General features: G+C 66.5%; 16 protein-coding genes. 9 read left to right on the top strand and 7 right to left on the bottom strand.

What is annotated here, in order from left to right; genetic code table 11:
• Positions 1-3 precede the first annotated feature (3 nt).
• Both ACSQ8Y_RS11545 and ACSQ8Y_RS11540 read right to left on the bottom strand, forming a co-directional pair.
• Positions 4-774 (bottom strand): LytR/AlgR family response regulator transcription factor, encoded by a 771-nt coding sequence (locus ACSQ8Y_RS11545; protein WP_436266609.1) that lies wholly within the window; start codon positions 772-774, stop codon positions 4-6.
• Positions 771-1,838: a sensor histidine kinase gene (locus ACSQ8Y_RS11540; RefSeq protein WP_436266608.1), complete on the bottom strand. Its 1,068-nt coding sequence runs from the start codon at positions 1,836-1,838 to the stop codon at positions 771-773. The genes ACSQ8Y_RS11545 and ACSQ8Y_RS11540 overlap by 4 nt, the downstream gene beginning before the upstream one ends.
• Before the next feature lie 134 nt (positions 1,839-1,972).
• On the opposite strand from ACSQ8Y_RS11540, the gene ACSQ8Y_RS11535 reads away from it, so the two are divergent.
• The 9 genes from ACSQ8Y_RS11535 to ACSQ8Y_RS11495 all read left to right on the top strand — a co-directional run bounded on the left by ACSQ8Y_RS11535 (position 1,973) and on the right by ACSQ8Y_RS11495 (position 12,281).
• On the top strand, positions 1,973-2,827 hold the full coding sequence (locus tag ACSQ8Y_RS11535) for a DUF2306 domain-containing protein (RefSeq protein ID WP_436266607.1): 855 nt from the start codon (positions 1,973-1,975) through the stop codon (positions 2,825-2,827).
• Between the two features lie 253 nt (positions 2,828-3,080).
• A complete protein-coding gene (locus ACSQ8Y_RS11530) occupies positions 3,081-3,893 on the top strand; it encodes a glycine-rich domain-containing protein (RefSeq protein ID WP_436266606.1) in 813 nt (270 codons plus the stop codon).
• Between the two features lie 92 nt (positions 3,894-3,985).
• On the top strand, positions 3,986-5,176 hold the full coding sequence (locus ACSQ8Y_RS11525) for an acyl-CoA dehydrogenase family protein (RefSeq protein WP_436266605.1): 1,191 nt from the start codon (positions 3,986-3,988) through the stop codon (positions 5,174-5,176).
• An 11-nt stretch (positions 5,177-5,187) separates the two neighbouring features.
• The gene (locus ACSQ8Y_RS11520; protein WP_436266604.1) at positions 5,188-6,327 is read left to right on the top strand and encodes an acyl-CoA dehydrogenase family protein; all 1,140 of its coding nucleotides are present in this window, start codon (positions 5,188-5,190) and stop codon (positions 6,325-6,327) included.
• An 86-nt stretch (positions 6,328-6,413) separates the two neighbouring features.
• Complete coding sequence (locus ACSQ8Y_RS11515) at positions 6,414-6,878, top strand: MaoC family dehydratase (RefSeq protein WP_436266603.1); 465 nt, start codon at positions 6,414-6,416, stop codon at positions 6,876-6,878.
• Positions 6,871-7,323, top strand: a complete 453-nt coding sequence (locus ACSQ8Y_RS11510; protein ID WP_436266602.1) for a MaoC family dehydratase — start codon at positions 6,871-6,873, stop codon at positions 7,321-7,323. Before ACSQ8Y_RS11515 ends, ACSQ8Y_RS11510 begins: the two co-directional genes overlap by 8 nt.
• Positions 7,324-7,382: 59 nt before the next feature.
• Positions 7,383-9,371: a ligand-binding sensor domain-containing protein gene (locus ACSQ8Y_RS11505; protein ID WP_436266601.1), complete on the top strand. Its 1,989-nt coding sequence runs from the start codon at positions 7,383-7,385 to the stop codon at positions 9,369-9,371.
• Between the two features lie 456 nt (positions 9,372-9,827).
• On the top strand, positions 9,828-10,076 hold the full coding sequence (locus ACSQ8Y_RS11500; RefSeq protein ID WP_436266599.1) for a hypothetical protein: 249 nt from the start codon (positions 9,828-9,830) through the stop codon (positions 10,074-10,076).
• A 150-nt stretch (positions 10,077-10,226) separates the two neighbouring features.
• Positions 10,227-12,281, top strand: coding sequence for a response regulator (locus ACSQ8Y_RS11495; RefSeq protein ID WP_436266598.1), 2,055 nt, complete (start codon positions 10,227-10,229; stop codon positions 12,279-12,281).
• 36 nt (positions 12,282-12,317) lie between these two features.
• Here ACSQ8Y_RS11495 and ACSQ8Y_RS11490 read toward each other — a convergent pair whose 3' ends face one another.
• From ACSQ8Y_RS11490 to ACSQ8Y_RS11470, 5 genes are all read right to left on the bottom strand, one after another.
• Positions 12,318-13,241 carry a diguanylate cyclase domain-containing protein gene (locus ACSQ8Y_RS11490; protein WP_436266597.1) on the bottom strand — a complete coding sequence of 308 codons (924 nt, stop codon included), beginning with the start codon at positions 13,239-13,241 and terminating at the stop codon, positions 12,318-12,320.
• Positions 13,238-17,797, bottom strand: a complete 4,560-nt coding sequence (locus ACSQ8Y_RS11485) for a PAS domain-containing protein (protein ID WP_436266596.1) — start codon at positions 17,795-17,797, stop codon at positions 13,238-13,240. The genes ACSQ8Y_RS11490 and ACSQ8Y_RS11485 overlap by 4 nt, the downstream gene beginning before the upstream one ends.
• Positions 17,798-17,921: 124 nt before the next feature.
• Positions 17,922-19,163 (bottom strand): acyl-CoA dehydrogenase family protein, encoded by a 1,242-nt coding sequence (locus ACSQ8Y_RS11480; protein ID WP_436266595.1) that lies wholly within the window; start codon positions 19,161-19,163, stop codon positions 17,922-17,924.
• A gap of 23 nt (positions 19,164-19,186) precedes the next feature.
• Entirely contained in the window at positions 19,187-20,266 is a 1,080-nt protein-coding gene (locus tag ACSQ8Y_RS11475; protein ID WP_436266594.1) for a phosphotransferase, read from the bottom strand.
• A 100-nt stretch (positions 20,267-20,366) separates the two neighbouring features.
• Positions 20,367-20,939, bottom strand: a complete 573-nt coding sequence (locus ACSQ8Y_RS11470; protein WP_436266593.1) for a prepilin-type N-terminal cleavage/methylation domain-containing protein — start codon at positions 20,937-20,939, stop codon at positions 20,367-20,369.
• Between the last annotated feature and the right edge of the window lie 52 nt (positions 20,940-20,991).

Genomic DNA, 20,991 nt, shown 5'->3' with positions numbered 1-20,991 from the left:
TTCCTACATCTGCCGGAAATGGTGCAGATAGCTGCGGCTGACCGGCAGCACTTCGGGGTGGCCGCGCACGTGCACGTCCGCCGTTTCGTTCACGCCGCGCACCACCTCGCGCACGTAGTGCAGGTTGACGATGGCCGAGCGGTGGATCTGCACGAAACGGTCCGGGTCCAGCTCGTCGCCCAATTCGCGTATGCTTTTCCGTATCAAGGCTTGGCCTTGGTCCCATGCGACCAGCGTGTATTTGCCGTCCGCCCGCAAATAGGCAACCTGCTCGACGGGAATCAGCCGCACGCTGCTGCCGACCGAGGCCTTGATCCATTGCAGCCAGCCGCGCGCCGGGCTGCGCTGGCGCAGTTCGGCGGCCATGCGGTCCAGCATCGCATCGAACGCCGCGCCGGCCTGCACCGGACGCTCCAGGCGCTGCCGCAGTCGCTGGACGGTGTCGGCCAGCCGCGCCGCATCGATAGGCTTGACCAGATAGTCGATGGCGCCTTGCTCGAAGGCCTGCACCGCGTACTGCTCGTAGGCCGTCACGAACACGATCTGCGCCCGCCGCGCCAGGGCGCGCGCCGCCTCGATGCCGTTCAAGCCGGGCATGTGCACGTCCAGGAACACGATGGCCGGCTGGTGGATGTCGAACAGCTCGACCGCCTCGTGCCCGTTGCGCGCATCGGCCACGATGTCCAGGTCCGGCCACAGGCGCGCCAGCTGGGCACGCAAGTGTTCGCGCAGCAGCGGCTCGTCGTCGGCGATCAGTGCGGTAATGTGGCTCATGCGGGACTCCGTGGCTGGAAGATCAGTTCAACGCGCAAGCCGTGCGGCTGCGCTTCGTGCAGGTCGAGGCGGGCGCCGGGGCCGTAGAAGGCCAGCAGGCGCGTGCGGACATTCCCCAGCCCGGTACCCGGCTGGGCGGACTCCGACATGCCGATGCCGCTGTCTTCCACCCACAGCGTGACGGCCCCGCTGGCCGGATCGGCTTCGCCGCCGACGGCTATGCTGCCGCCGGTGGTGCTGGGGTCGATGCCATGGCGAACGGCGTTCTCCACCAGCGTCAGCAGGGCCATGGCAGGGAATGCCATGCCGTTCAGTCCGGGCGTGGCGTCTACCTGGAACTGCAGACGGTCCGGCATGCGCAAATGCATCAGCTCCAGGTAGGCGCGCACCAGTTGCAGCTCGGTGCCCAGCGTGGCGTCGGCGTCGTTCAGGCGCGGCATGGCCGCGCGCAGGTAGGCGATCAGGTGGCGCAATACGGGCGCCGCCTGCTCCGATCCGGATTCGACCAGCGCCTGGATATTGGCCAGCGTGTTGAACAGGAAGTGCGGCTCGATCTGCGCCTGCAACAGGCGCAGCCGCGCATCGAGCAGTTCGCGTTCCAGCGTGTTGCGCTCGCGTTCGGCTTGCAAGCGGTCCGCCCTTTCGCGTGCACGGCGCTCCATGCGCAGCGCGATGGCGGCTGTGACGGTGCCGAACAACAGCATGACGATGGCCAGCATCGCATAGCCGGATACCTCCCTGGTATGGAGGAAGGCCGCGGTATTGCCGCGCTGCATGGCGACCAGCGCGGCAAAGGTGGCGGCCGGCGCGGTCAGCGCGACCGCGGCCAGGCGGATCAGCGGCTGCGGCAGCCAGCGCAGGCGAAGTCGGGCGGCAGCCGTAAAGGCGAGCAGCATGGCCATGCCGATGGAGACGATATGTCCCGCGACCGTCGCGTACGGCGTGGCCGACATCGTGTGCAGCAGCCACGAGAGCTGCAGCGTGAGCAGCAGCACGACGGTGAGTTGCCGCAAAGTCGGCAGTGCCACGTTGTGGAATGGCTTGGAATCGGGCTCTTTATTCATTTTGCAACAATAGCCGTTCGGCGACCGTCGTTCAAGCCCTGAAAACCGTCGCCCGTCGCGCGGCCGGCGCTGCGCAAACGGCCGCCGGGCGGCAAAGCCTTATCGTTCGATCATTCAAACAGGGGAGACATGCGATGAGTGCGAGCGTTACACAGCAGGCGCTGCAGACTACTGCGGCAAAGAAGGAAGGGCGTTCCGTGCGGGACGCGGCAAGTGCCGCGCTGAACGCGGCGGCCCGGACCTGGTTCGCCGTGGCCGTGGCGGGCCAGTTGCTGTTCGCGTACTACGTGGCGGCCTTCTATGGCGGCGCGGCGGTACAGGGCAATCCGGCCCGCTGGAACGATGTCGCGCCGCATGCCTATGTGGCCGGCGAGACCGCCGGCAACCTTGCGTTCGGTTTCCACGTGCTGGCGGCCGCCTTGATCACCGTCGGCGGCGCGCTGCAACTGGTGCCGCAAGTGCGGAGCCGCGCGCCTGTTTTCCACCGCTGGAACGGGCGTGTCTACGTTCTGCTCGCAGTGCTGGCCAGCCTGATCGGCCTGGTCATGGTGTGGGGCCGGGGTACGGTCGGCGGCCTGACGCAGCACATCGGTGTCAGCTTCAATGCGGTCCTCATCCTGTTGTGCGCCGTCCAGGCCGTGCGCCATGCGCGCGCCCGCGAGCTGGCACTGCACCGCCGCTGGGCGCTGCGTCTGTTCCTGGTGGTGAGCGGGGTCTGGTTTTTCAGGGTCGGGCTCATGTTCTGGCTCGTGGTGAATCAAGCGCCGGTTGGCTTCGATCCCAAGACCTTCGAGGGGCCGTTCCTGAGCTTCCTGTCTTTCGCCCAGTTCCTGGTCCCGCTTGCCGTGCTGGAGCTCTACCTGCGCGCACGCGACGGCGGCGGCGCGCTCGCCCGTGCCGCGATGGCGGCCGGCCTGCTGGCGCTGACGGCCGCCATGGGGACGGGTATCTTTGCTGCCGCCCTGATGATGTGGCTGCCCCGTGTTTGACCGCCGGCTTGCATGCAATAAGTAACAATTGGCTAGCCGACACCACGGCGCCGCGCTATGAAGGTGGCCCTGTTAATTGTTAAATATATGCCATGTTGTGACAATTGGTGAGTATCCCTAAATGTGAGTGAAATAATATGATGGGCATGCAAACAAGTCCCGGAAGCAAGCGAAGGGACAGGGGTGACAGCCACGTAGTGGCCGGCGTGGAGGGAACCTATCCAAAACGCGGCCACCACGTGGAGGTAGAGCCATGTCCAAATTTTCGGAACGACTGAACGAGACTCAAAAAGAATTTCTGCACAAACTGAACAGCCTGGACTTCGGCCCGCTGGCCTACAAGCTGATGAATCCGGAAGACCGTCCCGGGCTGTCGCTGGAGCAGACGACGGACGCCATCACCCGCTACAAGGGTTTCCTGTTCCTGTACCACAGCAATCCCGGCAAGCCCATTTCGCCGTCGCGCTATGTCGACTATGTGTGGCATAACCACATCCTCGACACCGAGCTGTACCTGGCGCAGACCGGTACACTGTTCGGCCGCTGCCTGCATCACTTCCCCTTCTTCGGCAAGCGCGGCGCCAGCGACGAGCGCGACCTGCTGGCCGCGGCCGAGTTCACGCGCGAACAGGCGCACGGCTATTTCGGCTGGGACGACGACGACTGGTGCGGCACGGGCCGTCCCAAAGGCCCGCGTCCGCCCAAGGGCCTGGGCGAACTGGCCGGCATCCTGTTTCCGTCCGGCGTCAGTCCGGCCGGCTTGGCCCAGGAGGCCGACACCATCAGCATCCAGGCCGGCAACTTCCGCCACACGGTCGAGCACATCGGCGGGCAGGGCGCGCTGATGTTCGCCCGCCAGCCATCCCGGCAGGACTATCTGGAAAAACTGCTGAAGCTGCCGATCTGGGTTATCGTCTGCATGCCGGCGGAGCTCAATGTGCTCAATGAAGTCGTCGCCATCCGCAAGGAGCGGCTCACTGAAATCTCCAAGTCCCTGGTCGAGCAGCGCCTGACGCCGCAAGGCTACAACCGCGAAATGGTGCAGCTGGAGGTGGCGATACACTAATTCAGCAATAAATTCATGTTGTCTCCTGCGCCTGTTACGGTACAATAAATGAACGGTCGTGCTTTTTGCGATGATCATAACAAGGAGACAGCATGGATTTGAACTACTCGTCCGAGGATTTGGCGTTCCGCGACCAAGTGCGCGCCTTCCTCGCAGCCAACCTCCCCGCCGACCTGCAGCAAAAAGTGCGCAAGCACCTGCGCCTGGCGAAGGAAGATTACGTCCGCTGGCATCAGATCGTCGCCAGGCAAGGCTGGGCGGCCCCGGCCTGGCCGGTGGAATACGGCGGCCCGGGCTGGAACGCCACCCAGCGCCACATCTGGGAAGAGGAGTGCGCCATCGCCGGCACGCCCGCCATCCTGCCCTTCGGCATCAACATGGTGGCGCCCGTCATCATGGCCTTTGGCAACGAGGAACAAAAATCCTACTACCTGCCGCGCATCCTGAGCTGCGAGGACTGGTGGTGCCAGGGCTATTCCGAGCCCGGCTCCGGCTCCGACCTGGCCTCCCTGAAAACCACCGCCGAGCGCGTGGGCGACCATTACATTGTCAACGGCCAGAAAACCTGGACCACGCTGGGCCAGCACGCCGACATGATCTTCTGCCTGGTGCGCACCGACGGCACCGTGCGCAAGCAGGAGGGTATTTCCTTCCTGCTGATCGACATGAAGACGCCGGGCATCACCGTGCGCCCCATCATCATGCTCGACGAAGACCATGAAGTGAACGAAGTCTTCTTCGACAACGTGAAAGTGCCCGTCACCAACCTGATCGGCAAGGAAAACAAGGGCTGGACCTACGCCAAATACCTGCTGGGCCACGAGCGCACCGGCATCGCCGCCGTGGGCCGCTCCAAGCGCGAACTGCAATTCCTGAAAAAACTGGCGAACAAGGTGCTCAAGCGCGGCAAGCCGCTGCTGGAAGACCCGCTGTTCGCGGCCAAGGTGGCCAACCTGGAAATCGAACTGATGGCGCTGGAGACCACGGTGCTGCGCACCATCTGCCAGGAAGACCAGACCCCCGGTCCGCAGGCGTCGATGCTGAAAGTGCGCGGCTCGGAAATCCAGCAGATCCTCACCGAGCTGATGGTCGAGGCCCTGGGGCCGGACGCGCTGCCTTTCGACACCAGCTACCTGGAAGGCAAGGCCGGGCACGCCGTCAGCGGCGACGACGACCATGCGCCATTGGCGGGCTATTACTTCAATTTCCGCAAAACGTCGATCTACGGCGGCTCGAACGAAATTCAGAAAAACATCATCACCCAGATGATCCTGGGCCTGTGAGGGGAGACGGTATGGACTTTACTTTCAAAGAAGAACAGCAGCAGTTCGCCGACGCCCTGCGCCGCTGGGTCGACAAGGACTATGGCTTCGACACGCGCAAGCACATCATCCATTCCCCGGCCGGCGTGTCCGACGCGGCCTGGGCCACGCTGACCGAGCTGGGCATGCTGGCGCTGCCGGTGCCCGAAGAGCAGGGCGGCTTCAACGGCACCGCCGTGGACATGCTGGTGGTGATGCAGGAGCTGGGCCGTGGCCTGGTGGTCGAACCTTACTTCGCCACTGTGCTGGGCGCGCAATTTCTGAAACTGGCCGGCGGGCACGAGAGCCTGCTGGAGCAAGTCGCCGGCGGCGAACTGAAGCTGGCCTGCGCGCTGGGCGAGCAGCAATCGCGCCACGAGCTGCACGATGTCGCCACCGCCGCCACCGCGTCCGGCGACGGTTACGCGCTGAACGGCAAGAAGACTGTCGTGATCCACGGCGGCCAGGCGGGCGCCTTCATCGTCTCGGCCCGCAGCGGCGGCGGCCAGCGCGACAAGGGCGGCATTTCGCTGTTCGTCGTTCCTGCCGGCGCGGCCGGCGTGACCGTCACGGACTACCGCACCATCGACGGCCAGCGCGCCGCCACGGTGCAGTTCAGCGATGCCCAGGTTCCGGCCTCGGCCCTGCTGGGCGGCATAGGCGCCGGCTGGGACATCCTCGACGCGGCGGCCGACTACGGCGCCACCTTGCTGTGCGCGGAAGCGGTCGGCGCGATGGATGCGATCTTCGCGGCCACGCTGGAATACCTGAAGACGCGTTCGCAGTTCGGCGCACCTATCGGCAAGTTCCAGGCGCTGCAACACCGCATGGCGGACATGTTCATCCATGTGGAGCAAGCCCGTTCGATGGCGATGCTCGCTGCGGTCAAGGTCGCTTCGGCGGACGCCGAGGAGCGCCGCCGCGTGGTGTCCGCCGCCAAGGTGCGCGTCGGGCAGGCATGCAAGTTCGTCGGTCAGCAGGCGGTGCAGCTGCACGGCGGCATGGGCGTGACGGACGAGTTGCCGGCGGCCCACCACTTCAAACGCCTGACCATGATAGATTTGACCCTGGGCGACGTCGATCACCACCTGGAGCGCTTCATCGGCCAGCCCGGATTTAAACAAGCCGCGTAAGGCATGTCATTCCCGTGCAGACGGGAATCCATGCTGAGCGTCCAATATTCTTACCTATGGATTCCCGTTTGCACGGGAATGACACGATGAAGAAATGGTATTTCGAGGATTTCGTTGAAGGCCAGGAGATTCCCCTTGGCAGCCGCCTGGTGACGGAGGAGGAGATCATTGCCTTCGCCACGCAGTTCGATCCGCAGCCTTTCCACGTCGACCATGACGCTGCCCGGAACTCCATCTTCGGCGGCGTCGTCGCCAGCGGCTGGCACACCTGCGGCATGATCATGCGCATGGTGGTGGACGGCATGCTGAACGACTCGTCCAGCATGGGCTCGCCCGGCCTGGACAGCGTGCGCTGGCTCAAGCCGGTGCGCGCGGGCGATACGCTGACCGTGTCCTACCTGACCAAGGAAGTGCGCCCGTCCAGCTCCAAGCCGGACCGTGGCGTGGTGGTGTCCGTGTGGAAGGCCAGCAACCAGCACGGCGAACTGGTGGCCACGGTGGAGGGCATGGGCATGTTCGGGCGCCGCCCGGCGGGAGCGGCCGATGCGTGATATCGCCAGCCTGGATGAAATGAAGACGCTGGTCGGCAGCGAAGTGGCGGTCTCGGAATGGATAGAGATCACGCAGGAGCGCGTCAACCAGTTCGCCGCCGCCACCAACGACCACCAGTGGATACACGTGGACGTCGAGCGCGCCGGGCGCGAGTCGCCGTTCGGCGGCACCATCGCGCACGGCTTTCTCACGCTGTCGCTGGTGCCGGCCATGCTGGAAAGCGCCTTGCGCATGGTGGACATGAAAATGGGCTTGAACTACGGCCTGAACAAGGTCCGCTTCCCCGGCCCGGTGCCGGTCGGCAGCCGCCTGCGCGCCCGCATGACGATACAGGCCATCGAAGACATCGAAGGCGGCGCGCAGGTGGAGTGGGGTGTGGTCATTGAGCGCGAAGGCCAGGCCAAACCGGTCTGCGTGGCCGAATTCGTGATGCGACGCTATTAGGCAGCAAGTCGCCATGCGATAATCGTGCTTCAGATAAATATTTGAAGCACGGTACAACGATGCCCCAGTTCTCCCGGCCTGCGGCCGCCCTGATAGCCGAACTGTGCCTGGCACCGGTCCAGCTCATGGCGCCGTCCGCCGCCCTGGCCCAGGCGCGGCCGGGCCTCGTTTCCTTCCAGCGCATCGCCATGCCGGACGACGTTCCGGCCCACCTCAGCACGGCCATGGTGCAGGACCAGCGCGGCTTGCTGTGGCTGGGCACGCAGGATGGCCTGGTGCGCTACGACGGCTACGGCTTCAAGGTCTACCGCGCCAGGCCGGGCGACCCGGCCGCACTGGGCGGCAGTTACGTGCGCAGCCTGCTGGTGGCGCGCGACGGCCGGCTGTGGGTGGGCACCATCAGCGGCGGCCTGGCAGTGTTCGACCCGCGCACCGAACGCTTCACCCAGTACCGCCACGACGCCGCCAGGCCGGACAGCCTGAGCAACGACCGCGTCGAAAGCATCGCCGAGGACGCGGCCGGGCAAATGTGGCTGGCCACCAGCGACGGCCTGGACCGGCTCGACCCCGCCAGCGGCCGTGTCCAGCATTTCCGCAACGATCCCGCCGATCCCGCCAGCCTGGCCAGCAACATCGCGCGCGCCGTGCTGTTCGACCGGGAGGGCAGGCTCTGGGTTGGCTCGCGTGAAGGCTTGCAGCGCTGGCTGGGCGGCGCCAGATTCGAACTGGTGGCCGGTGGCGGCGAAACCATGCGCGGCCAGCAGGTCACCAGGCTGATGCAGGACAAGCGCGGCCGCATCTGGGCAGGAACCGGCAAGGAAGGCGCCGCAGTCTACGATCCGGCGAGCGGCAGCCTGAAGCGCCTGCGGCCGGCGCTCATACCGGCCAGCCAGGCAAGCGCGGCCAGCTCAGGCAGCCCGGCCTATGCGATCAAGGCGACCGGTGCAAGCGGTGCGACCCATGCGACCCATGCGACCAATGCGACCAGAGCGGCCAAGCTCGCGGGCGGGGCGGATGGAAACGGCAGCGATGGCCTGAGCCATTTTTGGATCTACAGCATGGCGGAAACCGCGCAGGGTGAAATCTGGCTCGGCACCTTCGGCGGCGGCATCGACGTGGTCGATCCCGCCACGCTGAAAGTGATCGACCGCCTGCATCACGACGCCTTGCCCAGCACCATAGGCAACGACCGCATCGGCGCCTTGCTGACGGACCGCTCGGGCCTGGTGTGGGCGGGCAGCTGGGGCGGCGGCCTGGCGCGGCACGATCCCAGCACGCGCGCCTTCCTCAAGCTGCGCCACAGCCCGCGCGACGCGACCGGCCCTAGCCATCCCGCCATTGTGCGCGCCATGGAGACGGCCGACGGCCAGCTGTGGCTGGGCACGAACGGCAACGGCATCGACGTGCTTGGCCCGGATGGCCTGCTGCGCCACGGGTACCGGCCCGATCCGGCGCAGGCGGGCGCGCTGGCCGACGGTTCGGTCAGCTGCATGGCGCAGGCGGCCGACGGCACGGTGTGGGTCGGCACGCTGGACGGCACCTTGCATCGTCTGCGTCCGGGCCGGTCGCGGTTCGACCGCTACGACCAGAAAAGCGGTCTGCCCGGCGGCCCCGTCCGCACCATGGTGTTCGGTCCCGACGGCGCGCTGTGGGTGGGGGCGCTGAACGGCTTGGCGCGCATCGACGCCGCCAGCGGCCGCGTCGGCGCCGCCTACCGGCACCAGCCGGACGACGCCACCACGCTGGCGGGCCGTGAAGTGGAAGCGCTGGCCTTCACCGCGGACGGCACGCTGTGGGTCGGCAGCGACAACGGCCTGACCGCTTTCGACACCGCCACCGGCAAGGGCGTGCGCATCCGCCGCGAGCCCGGCCGCGCCGACAGCCTGCCCGACAACTGGATCCCGGACCTGATGACGGCGCGCGACGGCCGTCTGTGGCTGGCCACCCAGTCCGGCGCCGCCATCCTGCAATCGTGGGACGGCGAGACCGCCCGCTTCGACGCATTGGGACCGCGCCTGAACCTGCCGTCGGCCCGGCCGAATCGCTGATCCAGGATGGCCAGGGCCAGGTCTGGCTCAACGGCCGCGTCCGCATTGACCCTGCCAGCTGGACCGCGCGCAGCTACGGCCCGGCGGACGGCAACGAGTTCCGTACGCTCTACATCGCCAGCCGCAGCCGCACGCGCGCCGGCAACCTGCTGTTCGGCTCGCCGGAAGGCTTGCTGGTCGTTCGGCCGCAGCAATTGGCCGACTGGACCTACCAGCCGCCGCTGGTGGCCAGCGCGCTGCGGGTGGACGGCGTCGAGCAGCCGGGCGCGGCCGTGCTGGGCAGCCTGGTGCTGCAGCCCAGGCAGCGCGACTTGCGCCTCGAGTTCGCCGCGCTCGACTACAGCGCGCCGCAGAAGCTGCACTACCGCTACCGCCTCGAAGGCTACGACGCAGGCTGGACCGCGCTGGACGCCAGCCAGCGTACGGTGGCCGATCGGCTTCGCCTCTTTCCCCTTCGTGCCGGGTACGCCGTCCGCCGTCACGCTGGACACGTTGCAGCGCATCGCCGATACGGCGCTGTATGCGGCCAAGCGCAGCTGGCGCAACGGCTGGGTGGGCGTGGAGCCGAGCGCGGCCGGGCCGGGGGGCGCCGCCATCGACGAACGCGTGCAGCGCTTCCTGGCCGACGCCGAAGCGGCCGTGGCCGCCGGCGGCATGGAGGTGATGGTTGCGCCGGAACGGGCGGGGTCGCTGCGCTGGGGCTGAGAGGAAGCAGCCCGGCGCCACACTTCGCGGACGGCGATGTGGAATTCGTGTACTTTTCATTTGGGCATGATGGTATTCTGTACATGACCCGGGTAATGGCCCTGGGATTTGGACGGCTAATCCTGTTTGGCGCTGCTGGATGATGGACTTATGGAATCGACAGTTCAAAGTGAAGAGTTCATCCGGTTGAATTTCCCCAGGCTGGCGGCTGCACTGGAATACATGCCGGTCGGGGTGACCATTGTTGATTGCGACCTGACCATCCGGTTCTGGAATCCGGCTTTTTTTCAATTGCAGGGTTTCCCGGCCGAGGTGATGCATGCTGGCGTCACCATGGCCGAAGTGTTCCGTTTCATCGCCTTGCGCGGAGACTACGGGCCAGGCGACATCGACGAGCTGGTGGCAGCCCGGGTGGACCTTTGCCTGAAGTTCCAGCCCCATAATTTCACCCGGACCAGGGTCGATGGCGTCATGCTCAATATCATAGGCCGCCCCATCTATGGCCTGGACGGTGCGGTCAATGGTTTCGTCACCATTTATCACGACGTGACCGCCGAGCGGCACCACGATGAACAGCTGGAAGCCAAGAACAGGGAACTGCAGCAGGCCAAGCAGCTGGCCGAGGCGGCGAGCATGGCCAAGGGCCAGTTCCTGTCCAATATGAGCCACGAAATCCGCACGCCGCTGAACTGCGTCATCGGCATGGCTTACCTGGCCTTGAAGACCGAGCTGGACCCGCGCCAGCGCGACTACCTGGAAAAAATCCGCTTCGCCGGCGAGCACGTGCTGGGCGTCATCGACGACATCCTCGACATTTCCAAGATCGAGGCCGGCAAGATGGATATCCAGCACATCGATTTTTCCCTCGACCAGGTGGTGCAAACGCTGACCACGGTGGTCGCGCCGAAGGCGGCCACCCGCAACCTGGAACTGGTGTTCGACCTCGACCCCGGCTTGCCGCCCTTGCTGGTGGGCGATCCGCTGAGGCTGGGGCAGGTGCTCATCAACTACGCCAACAACGCTATCAAGTTCAGCGAGCAAGGCAGGATAGAGATCCGCGTGCGCAAGATGATAGGCGACGCCAACGATTGCCTGGTGCGTTTCGAGGTGAGCGACCAGGGCATCGGCTTGTCCAAAGAGGAGATGGCCAAACTGTTTGTCTCGTTCCAGCAAGCCGACACGTCGACCACGCGGGAATACGGCGGCACCGGCCTCGGCTTGGCAATCTGCAAGGAGCTGGCCCAGCTGATGGGCGGCGATGTCGGCGTCAACAGCCAGCCCGGCGTCGGCAGCACGTTCTGGTTCACGGCCCAACTCGGCGTATCGCACACGACCATGTCCACGCTGATCAGCCAGATCGGCGACGCTGCAGGCGAACTGCTGGCCAGCGCCCACACGTCGGCCATGATGGCGGTCCGCATCCTGCTGGTCGAGGACAATGTCTTCAACCAGCAAATTGCGCAGGAAATGCTGGAAGAAGTGGGCGCCGTTGTCAGCCTGGCCAACAACGGCGCCGACGCGCTGGAACTGCTGCGCAAGACCGATTTCGACTGCGTTTTGATGGACTTGCAGATGCCGCTCATGGACGGGCTGGAAGCGACCCGGCATATCCGCGCCGACCCCCAACTGCGCCATATGCCGGTGCTGGCGATGACGGCCACTGCCACCACCGAAGCGCGCATGCGCTGCATCGACGCCGGCATGAACGATTTCATCTCGAAGCCGGTCCAGCCGGCCCTGATGGTCCAGACCATCGCCAATTGGCTGCCTCGGCGTGTGCCGGCAGAAAAGCTGCGGCGGCCACGCCTGCCGGCTATGGCCCTCCAGTCCCCATCCGGCGCCGATGCGGCCGCGATCGACTTATCGGTGCTGGCCGCGCTGCTCGGCGACGACCCGGGGAAGGTGCGCAAGTTCGCCTTCAAATTCCTGCTCAGTTCACAGGAGGGTGTCCGCGATATAGAGGCTGCGCTGGCGCGTGGCGAGGTGCAGACGGTGCGCGACCTGGGCCACCGCATCAAATCGGCGGCACGCAGCGTCGGCGCTTTCCGCATGGCCGATTTGTGCCAGGACCTGGAGCAGCTTGCGCAGGGGGACGCGGCCGGCGAGGCGGCGGGCGCCCGCTCCATCGTGGCGCAACTGAAAGACTTGCTGCAACAAGTGACGACGCAAGTCATGCAGGATGCCGCCGGTTTCGCCGAGGGCTGAGGCCTGCGGTCGCGGCGGCTGTTGACCGGGCAGGGCTCAGTCGCCCGGACTCATGCAATAGCGGTTGCGGCCGGTTTCCTTGGCGCGGTAGAGCAGGGCGTCGGCCGAGCGTATCAGGCTGCTCGAGTCGCTCTCCTCGGTCGGCTGCACGGTCGATACGCCCATGCTGACCGTCACCTCCGGCCCCACCGACGATGCCTTGTGCGGTATCTTCAGCAGCCGCACCTCGTCCAGGATGCGCTGCGCCACCACTTCGGCGCCGTCCACTCCCACCTGCGGCAGCAGGATGATGAATTCCTCGCCGCCGTAGCGCGCCAGCATGTCCGGCGGCCGTCCGGCGCAGCGCTTCATGGCCGCGCTCACCTGTTGCAGGCAGACGTCGCCGGCCTGGTGGCCGTAGGCGTCGTTGTAATTCTTGAAATGGTCGATGTCGATCATGATCAACGCCATCGTGGTGTTGGAACGGGCACAGCGGCGCCATTCGTTTTCCATCGTCTCGTTGAAGCTGCGGCGGTTGGCCACGCCGGTCAGCGCGTCGGTCAGGGTCAGTTCGCGCATGGCGTCGGCCTGGCGCTTGATGGTCAGCTGGGTGCGTACGCGGGCGCGCACCACGGCCACGTTGAAGGGCTTGCTGATGAAGTCCACCGCGCCCGCTTCCAGCGCCCGCGTCTCGTCCTCGGGGTGGGTCAGGGCGGTGACGAAAATGACCGGGATGTCGCGCACGGCGGCCGACGAGCGCAGCGCGCTGCACACCTCGTAGCCGTCCATGCCGGGCATGACCGCGTCCAGCAGGATCAAGTCCGGCATCTGGTTGTGGGCGATTTGCAGTGCCTTCTCGCCGCCCAGCGCGAACAGCACGTCATGCTCGTCGCGCAGCGCATGGTGGAGGATCTGGATGTTTTCCATCGCATCGTCCACGATCAGGATGCGTCCGTTCATGGCCAGGTCGCTCCAGCTCATGCAATATCCTTTCGCTTCAGCATATTCCGTACCAGGTTCTCGGCGGTGGCGAAATCCAGCGTTTCGACCGCGTTGGCCAGGGCCAGCACGGCGTCGTGGCCGTGGCCGTGCGGTTCAAGCGCGGCCCGCAGCGACTGGAAGTGGGTCAACGCTTTCATGTTATTAGTCTGCAACAAGCATATCAGGTCTTCCAGCGCTTGCGGGAGATTGGCGTCGCCGGCCGGGCCGGCCTCGCCGCCGGCAACGGGGCTCCTGGGCAACGGCAGCGTGCGCGCGGCCTCGGTCACCACGCTGATGGCCTGGTCCAGCGCCGTCAGCAGCAGCGCCAGTTCGCCCTCGCGCGCCTCGTGCAGCGCCACTTCGGCCTGCGCGCCGAGGCGGGCGATGTCGCCCGCGCCCAAGTTGGCGGCCACCCCGCGCAGCCGGTGCAGCAACTGCGCGGCGGCGTGGCGTTTGTCGTTGCCGAGCAACGTGCGCACCTCGCCCACCGTGCCGCCCTGGGAATTCTCGAAGCGCTTGAGCAGGCCCACGAAAGCCGGGTAGTTGCCCGCCAGCCGCTTCAGCGCGGCCTCCAGGTCGATGCCGGGCAGGCTGGTGGGCCGGTCCTCGGGCAGCGGCCGGCCCCAGCTCTCGTCCGGCTGGCCGGCGTCGCCGCCCGGCGGCGCCAGGCGCACCAGGGTGGCGATCATGTCGTCGACGTCGATCGGCTTGGGCACGTGGGCGTTGACGCCGGCCTCGATGGCCAGCTGGCGGTCCTCGTCCAGCGCGTTGGCCGTCATGGCGATGATGGGCAAGTCCTTCAAGCCCATGGCGCGCAGCGCGGCGGTGGCCTCGTAGCCGTTCATCACCGGCATCTGCAAGTCCATCAGCACGGCGTCGTAGCGGTTCGGGTCGGCCGTCAGCAGGTCGACCGCGATGCGGCCGTTGCCGGCGATTTCCACCCGGGCGCCGGCGTGCAGCAGGATGTACTGCGCCATTTCCTGGTTGATCTCGTTGTCCTCCACCAACAGCACGCGCAGGCCGGCCAGGCGGCCCGACAGCGGCGTGTGGGCCGGCAGCGCCGATTGCTGGATCGAGCCGGTGCGCACGGCGGTGATGGCCGACAGCAGGCGGGCCGGCGTGGTCGGCTTGGCCAGCACGGTGGCGATGTGGAGGCTGTCGGCGATGGGGATCAACTCTTCGGTGTGGTGGTCGGCCGCCATCATGATGGTCGGGGGCAGCAGCAGGGTATCGTCGGTGTGGGCCTGGGTCAAGAGGGAAATGCCGTCCAGGTCGGGCAGGCCGGCGTCCAGCAGCAGCAGGTCGAGCTGGGACGGCGCGCCCGCGCGCGCCAGTTTGCGCAGCATGGCCAGGCCGGCCGCGCCGCTGTCGGCGCTCCAGACGCGCCAGCCCAGCGCCTGGCACTGGCGGCTCAGCATGTCGAGCACGGTGGAGTTGTCCTCGACGATCAGCAGGCTCAGGCCTTCGAGCGCCGGCGCCAGCCGCCGCGGCGCCGGCAGGCCGGGCACGGCGCGCTCGAGCGTGACGGCGAAGCGGAAGGTGGATCCTTTGCCCAGCTCGCTGTGCACGGCGATGCTGCTGCCCATCAGGTCGACCAGGCGGCGGCTGATGGCCAGCCCCAGGCCGGTGCCGCCGTACTGGCGGCTGGTGCTGTTGTCGCCCTGCGAGAAGGCCTCGAACAGGTGCTCCTGCTGGGCCGGGCTGATGCCGATGCCGGTGTCGCGCACGGCGAACTCCAGCGTGGCCGTGGCCGGCGTGGCCGACAACTGGCGCACCGACAGCACCACCTCGCCGCGCTCGGTGAACTTGACGGCGTTGCTCATCAGGTTGAGCAGCACCTGCTGCAGCCGCATGGCGTCGCCCACCAGTTCCATCGGCACGTCGGGCGCGATGCAGAAGATGGGCTCGACGCCCTTGTTCCAGGCGTTCTGGCCGATCAGCACGCCGATGCTGGTCATGATGTGGTCAAGGTTGAAGCCGGTGCCGTCCAGCTTGAGCTGGCCGGCTTCGATCTTGGAGAAGTCCAGCACGTCGTTGACCACCGCCAGCAGCGACTGCGTGGCCAGCTGGATCTTGCCGACGTAGCTGCGTTCGCGCCGTTCCAGCGGCGCCTCCTCCAGCAGCCGGGCCAGGCCGATGATGGCGTTCATCGGCGTGCGGATTTCGTGGCTCATATTGGCCACGAAGGCGCTTTTCGCGCGGCTGGCGGCCTCGGCGCGGTCGCGCGCGCGCACCAGCTCCTCGTTGAGCTCGTGCAGCCGCATCTCGGTGCGCTTCATTTCCGTCACGTCCGACACCATGACGAAGAAGCCGCGCGCCTTGCCGGTCTCGTCCATATCGGGGATGTAGTTGGCCCACACGAAGCGCGACTCGCCGTTGTGGTCGGGCCTGTCCTGGTAAAAGCTTTGCGGCGATCCCGCCAGGACGGCGGCGATGCGGTCGTAGTTGCGTTGATGCAACTCTTCGCCCTCGACTTCGACGATGCTGGCGCCGATGATCTCGTGCAGGCCGCGGTCCATGAATTCGGCAAAATAGCGGTTGGCGAAGCGGCAGCGCTGTTCGGCGTCCCAGTACACGACCATGCCGGGCAGGTGGTCGGCCACGGTGCGGATGAAGTTGTTGCTGCGCGCCAGGCTCAGCGAGGTGGCCTGCAGCACCTCGTCGGCGCGCTTGCGCTCGGTGATATCGATCGCCATGCCCAGCAAGTGGGTGGCGCGGCCGTCGGCGTCGCGCAGCGCCACCTTGCGCGTGTTGAGCACGTGCGTGGTGCCGTCGGCGGCGCGCACCTCCTCCTCGGTGATTTCGCTCACTTCGCCGGTGGCGAGCACGGCGCGGTCGGCGGCGGCGAACGCGTCGGCCTGGTCTTTGGGAAAGAAGTCGTGGTCGTTCTTGCCCAGGAACTGGCTGCGCGGGCGGCCCAGGATCAGCTCGCCCTGCCGGTTCAGCATTTCGAAGCGCAGGTCGCCGGCGCGCTTGACGAACAGCATGGCCGGCATGTGCTCGACCACGGATTTGAACAACTGCTTGGAGCGCAGCAATTCGGCCTCGGCACGCTTTTGCTGCGTGATGTCGAGCAGCAGGCCGGTGATGCCGATCAGGCGCCCGTCCGGCGCGCGGACCGGGAAATAGCCGGACAGCCAATGGCGCACGTCGTCCGGCCGGCCCGGCGCCGTGCCGGTCAGTTCGATGCCGGTCAGCGCTTCGCCGCTGGCGATCACCTTGCGGTAGTCGCGCTCCACGTCGAGCCGCACCTGGTCGTCGCGGATCACGTCGCCGAAGGAGCGCCCGATGTGCCCGGAGACCGGAATGCCGTTGATGGCGGCCAGGTATTCGTTGATCATGACGATGCGCAGGTCCAGGTCGACAAAGCTGAGGCCGACCGGCGCGCTGGCGTACACGTTCTCCAGCAGCGCCTTGGACGCCTCCAGCTGCGCGGTGCGCTCGGCCACCAGGGATTCCAGTTCGTGGCGGTGGCGCTGGATGTCGATTTCGACCTGCACCAGGGCCTGGGCCACCTCGTCGGCCTCGCGGAAAGACATCGGCGCCAGCGCCATCGGCACGCCGCTGGCGAGCGAGCGCGCCGGCTTGGTCAGGCCGTTGATGGAGCGGCTGATCTGGCCGCCCATCAGCCAGGCCATGGCGAAGCCAACCAGCAACAGCCCCGCCACGGCCGCCGACACCAGCGGAACCGACGGCAGCACCGCGGCCAAAGCCTGCTGCTCGGGCAGGCCGACGCCGACCGCCCACGACCGCCCCGGCACCATGCACAGTCCGGCGAACACGGAAGTGCCGTCGCGCGCCATGGTGACCATCCCCACCTCGCCCTTGGCCAGCAAGAGCACGCGGTTCTTGGCCGACATCGGCTTGCCGACAAAATTCTGCGGATCCCTGTTGCGGGAAACAATGATGCCGTTCGCGTCGATCAAGGCATAATTCAGTTGCGGCGGCAGCCGCCGGGCCGCCGCTGCGTAGTGGTCCGGCCTCAGCACGGCGCTCAGTACGTAGCGCGTCTCTCCGTCCCGGACCACCGGCACGTCGATCGCCATGTCGGGCTGGTAGGGCCGGTCGGCGCGCGCGAGCTTGGACAGCGTTGGCGCGCCTTGAGCGAGCGCGGGAGCGATGCGGGCCGCGTTCGATACTGGCGGCTGGGCGGGCGGCTGAGTTTGCGGCTGGGCTGGCGGCTCGGTAGCCCCGGTCTGGCCGGTGTCGAGCAGCACGACGCCGGCCGCGTCGCTGAGCAGGAATCGGTCGGCGGGCAGGGATGGCCGCAGCTGGCGGCGCGCCCGCGCCTCGAAGGCGGCGATGTCGCTCCGCTCGAGGCTGCCAGCGCTGGAGAGGGCCAGCGCCGTGCTTTCGGCGACATCGACGTCGTAGCCGATGGCGACGGCCAAGGTGCGCGCCGCCTCCAGCGTCTGGCGCTGGATGTCGTTTTGTTCGCGCTGATAGAAATGCTGCACCAGCACGCCCAGGCCTATCACGGACGGCAAGGCGCAAGCCAGGACCAGCAGTGCGATCTGCGAGCGTATCGATGGCAGCTTGGCCGTTTTCTTTACCACTGCTTAGCCCCCGAGGTGCGTGGATTGCGCTCTGATAATAGCCGAGCGCCGCGCGGCGACCAAGAAATTTGTGGTGGACATGCCGGCCCGGCGCAACGGCGCCGGGCGCAGGGAAGGGCGGGAATCAGGCGGCGGGCAGGTGCTTGGCCAGTTCCAGCTTGGCGATGGCGTTGCGGTGCACCTCGTCCGGGCCGTCGGCCAGGCGCAAGGTGCGGTTGCCGGCCCACTGGTAGGCCAGCGGGAACTCGTCCGACACGCCGGCCGCGCCGTGCGCCTGGATCGCCCAGTCCAGCACCTGCTGGGCCACGTTCGGCGCCAGCACCTTGATCATGGCGATCTCGGCCTGGGCGCCCTTGTTACCGACCGTGTCCATCATATAGGCGGCTTTCAAGGTCAGCAGGCGCGCGGTGTCGATCTGGATGCGCGCCTCGGCGATGCGCTCGCGCCACACGCCCTGCTCGGAAATGCGCTTGCCGAAGGCCACGCGGCTGTGCAGCCGCTTGCACATCAGTTCCAGCGCGCGCTCGGCCACGCCGATGGCGCGCATGCAGTGGTGGATGCGGCCCGGCCCCAGACGGCCCTGGGCGATCTCGAAGCCGCGCCCCTCGCCCAGCAGGATGTTGCCGGCAGGCACGCGAACGTTCTCGAACACCAGCTCGCAGTGGCCGTGCGGCGCGTCGTCGTAGCCGAACACCGGCAGCGGACGCACCACCGTCAGGCCGGGCGCGTCGGCCGGCACCAGTATCATCGACTGCTGCTGGTGGCGGGCCGCTTCGAAGTCGGTCTTGCCCATGGTGATGTAGATCTTGCAGCGCGGATCGCCGGCGCCGGAAATCCACCACTTGCGGCCGTTGATGACGTAGTGGTCGCCGTCACCGCTTTTGTCCAATTCGATTTTGGTTTCGATGTTGGTCGCGTCCGAAGAGGCCACGGCCGGCTCCGTCATCGCGAACGCAGAACGGATTTCGCCGCGCAGCAGCGGCTCCAGCCATTGCTGCTTGTGCTCTTCGCTGGCGTAGCGCTCCAGCGTCTCCATGTTGCCGGTGTCGGGCGCGGCGCAGTTGAACACTTCCGGCGCCCAAGGCACGCGGCCCATGATTTCGCACAGCGGCGCGTAGTCCAGGTTGGACAGGCCTTCCGGCGCGCGTTTCGACTTCGGCAGGAACAGATTCCACAGCCCCTGTTCGCGCGCCAGCGGCTTCAGCCGTTCGATCAGCCCGGTCGGCAGCCAGCGGTTGCCCTGTTCGCGGCCGTTGCGGTCGATTTCCTCGTGGAAGGCCTTTTCGTTCGGATAGATGTGCTGGTCCATAAAGGCCAGCAGTTTGGCTTGCAGTTCCTTGCAGCGGTCTGAGTACTCGAAATCCATGCCCGTCTCCTAGTTTGTCTTTATTAGATTTGCTTGCCGGACGCGTAGGCCCAGGCCAGTTCAGCCATCGGACGGGCCATCTTGCCCGACTCGAGCGCCTGCGCGCTGGCGGCGGTGCCGTCCACGTAACGTTTCATGATGCCTTGCATGATGCTGGCCAGGCGGAACATATTGAAGGCCAGGTAGAAGTTGAAGTCTTCCAGGCGGATGGTCTTGCCGGTGCGCTCGGCGTACAGGGCGATGTAGTCCTGTTGCGACGGGATGCCCAGCGCTTCCAGGTCCAGCCCGGCGATGCCGCGGAACTGGCCGGGCTCGATGTTCCAGCCCATGGCGTGGTAGGAGAAGTCGGCGAAGGGGTGGCCCAAGGTCGACAGTTCCCAGTCCAGCACGGCCAGGATGCGCGGCTCGGTGGGGTGGAAGATCATATTGTCCAGGCGGTAGTCGCCGTGCACGATGGCGGTGTCGTCGCCGGGCGGGATGTTGTTCGGCAGCCACGCTATCAGCCTGTCCATCGCTTCGATGGGCTCGGTCTGGGACGCCAGGTACTGCTTGCTCCAGCGTTCGATCTGGCGCTGGAAGTAGTTGCCCGGCTTGCCGTAGTCGCCCAGGCCGATGGCCCGGTAGTCGATGCTGTGCAGCTGGGCGATGACCCGGTTCTGCTCGTCGTAGATGGCGGCGCGTTCGGCCGGCGTCATGCCGGGCAGGGCCTGGTCCCACAGCACGCGGCCGTCGACGAATTCCATCACGTAGAAGGCGCGGCCGATCACCGATTCATCGGTGCACAGCGTGTACTGGCGGGCGGCCGGGAAACCGGCCTTGTTCAGGGCGTCCATCACGCGGTATTCGCGGTCGATTGCGTGGGCCGAGGCCAGCAGCTTGGCGGCCGGGGCCGGCTTGGTGCGCAGGACGTAGTGTTGACAATGCGGCTGCTCGCCTTTGCTCAGCTTGAATGTCGGGTTGGACTGGCCGCCCTTGAACTGGGCCACCGCCAGTTCGCCCTCCGGATAGCCTTCCACGTGCTGGCGCAGATAGGCGTCCAGCGCCGCCACGTCGAACTGGTGGCGTTCGGACACTGCTTTGGTGCCCATGAATTCTTCAAACATTGCGTCTCCCGTGGTGCGATAGTGTGTTGATTCTATCGCAAAAAAGAACGTGCGTACTTTTTTATTTCACGAGCCGGGCCGCACCGAAGAGCGCGGACTGTCAGAAGAAGATCGCGGTGCGGGTGATGATGGCGCCGGTGTTGGTGTAGGCGGTCACCCCCGGGCCGACCGAGGCGCGCACCGAGCCGGTGTTGGGCTTGCCGTCGTCGAGCTTGGCGTCGATCTGCTCGGCCACGGTGTCGGGCAGGTTGTCGATGCGGATGCCGTTGCCGCCGCGCCCGCCCACCACGTCGTTGTACAGGTAGACGGCGCCGCCCATGGCGCTGGTCATGAACTCGGTGCTGCCGTTGTAGGAGCCGGTGATGAAGCCGGCCAGCGCCAGGTGCTGCGGGGCCAGCTGGTATTCGCTGATCTGGCCGTCGCCGTTGCCGTTGCCCGTGGCGCCGGGCACGTGGGTGGTGGCCAGCGGGTCGTCGCCGGGCAGGGCGTGGAAACGGTCCTGGTAGGCGTTCACGGCCGAGGTCAGCGAGTTCGCCTGCTGGATGATGTTCTTCACCTTGGCACTGTCGATCAGGCTCTGGCCCTTCAGCACGCCGCCCAGCAGCAGGCCGATGATGACCAGTACGATGGCGATTTCAACCAGGGTGAAGCCGCGTTGGCCTTGTTTGCGCATGGTGTGTCCTTTCAAGTTCCTCAGAGATATTAAAACAATTGCCGCCCAGCCG

This window comes from Pseudoduganella sp. LjRoot289 (assembly GCF_964252925.1).
Lineage (GTDB): Bacteria > Pseudomonadota > Gammaproteobacteria > Burkholderiales > Burkholderiaceae_D > Rugamonas.
The sequence above is the reverse complement of the archived record's forward strand: the minus strand, read 5'-3'. Positions and strand labels throughout refer to the sequence as shown.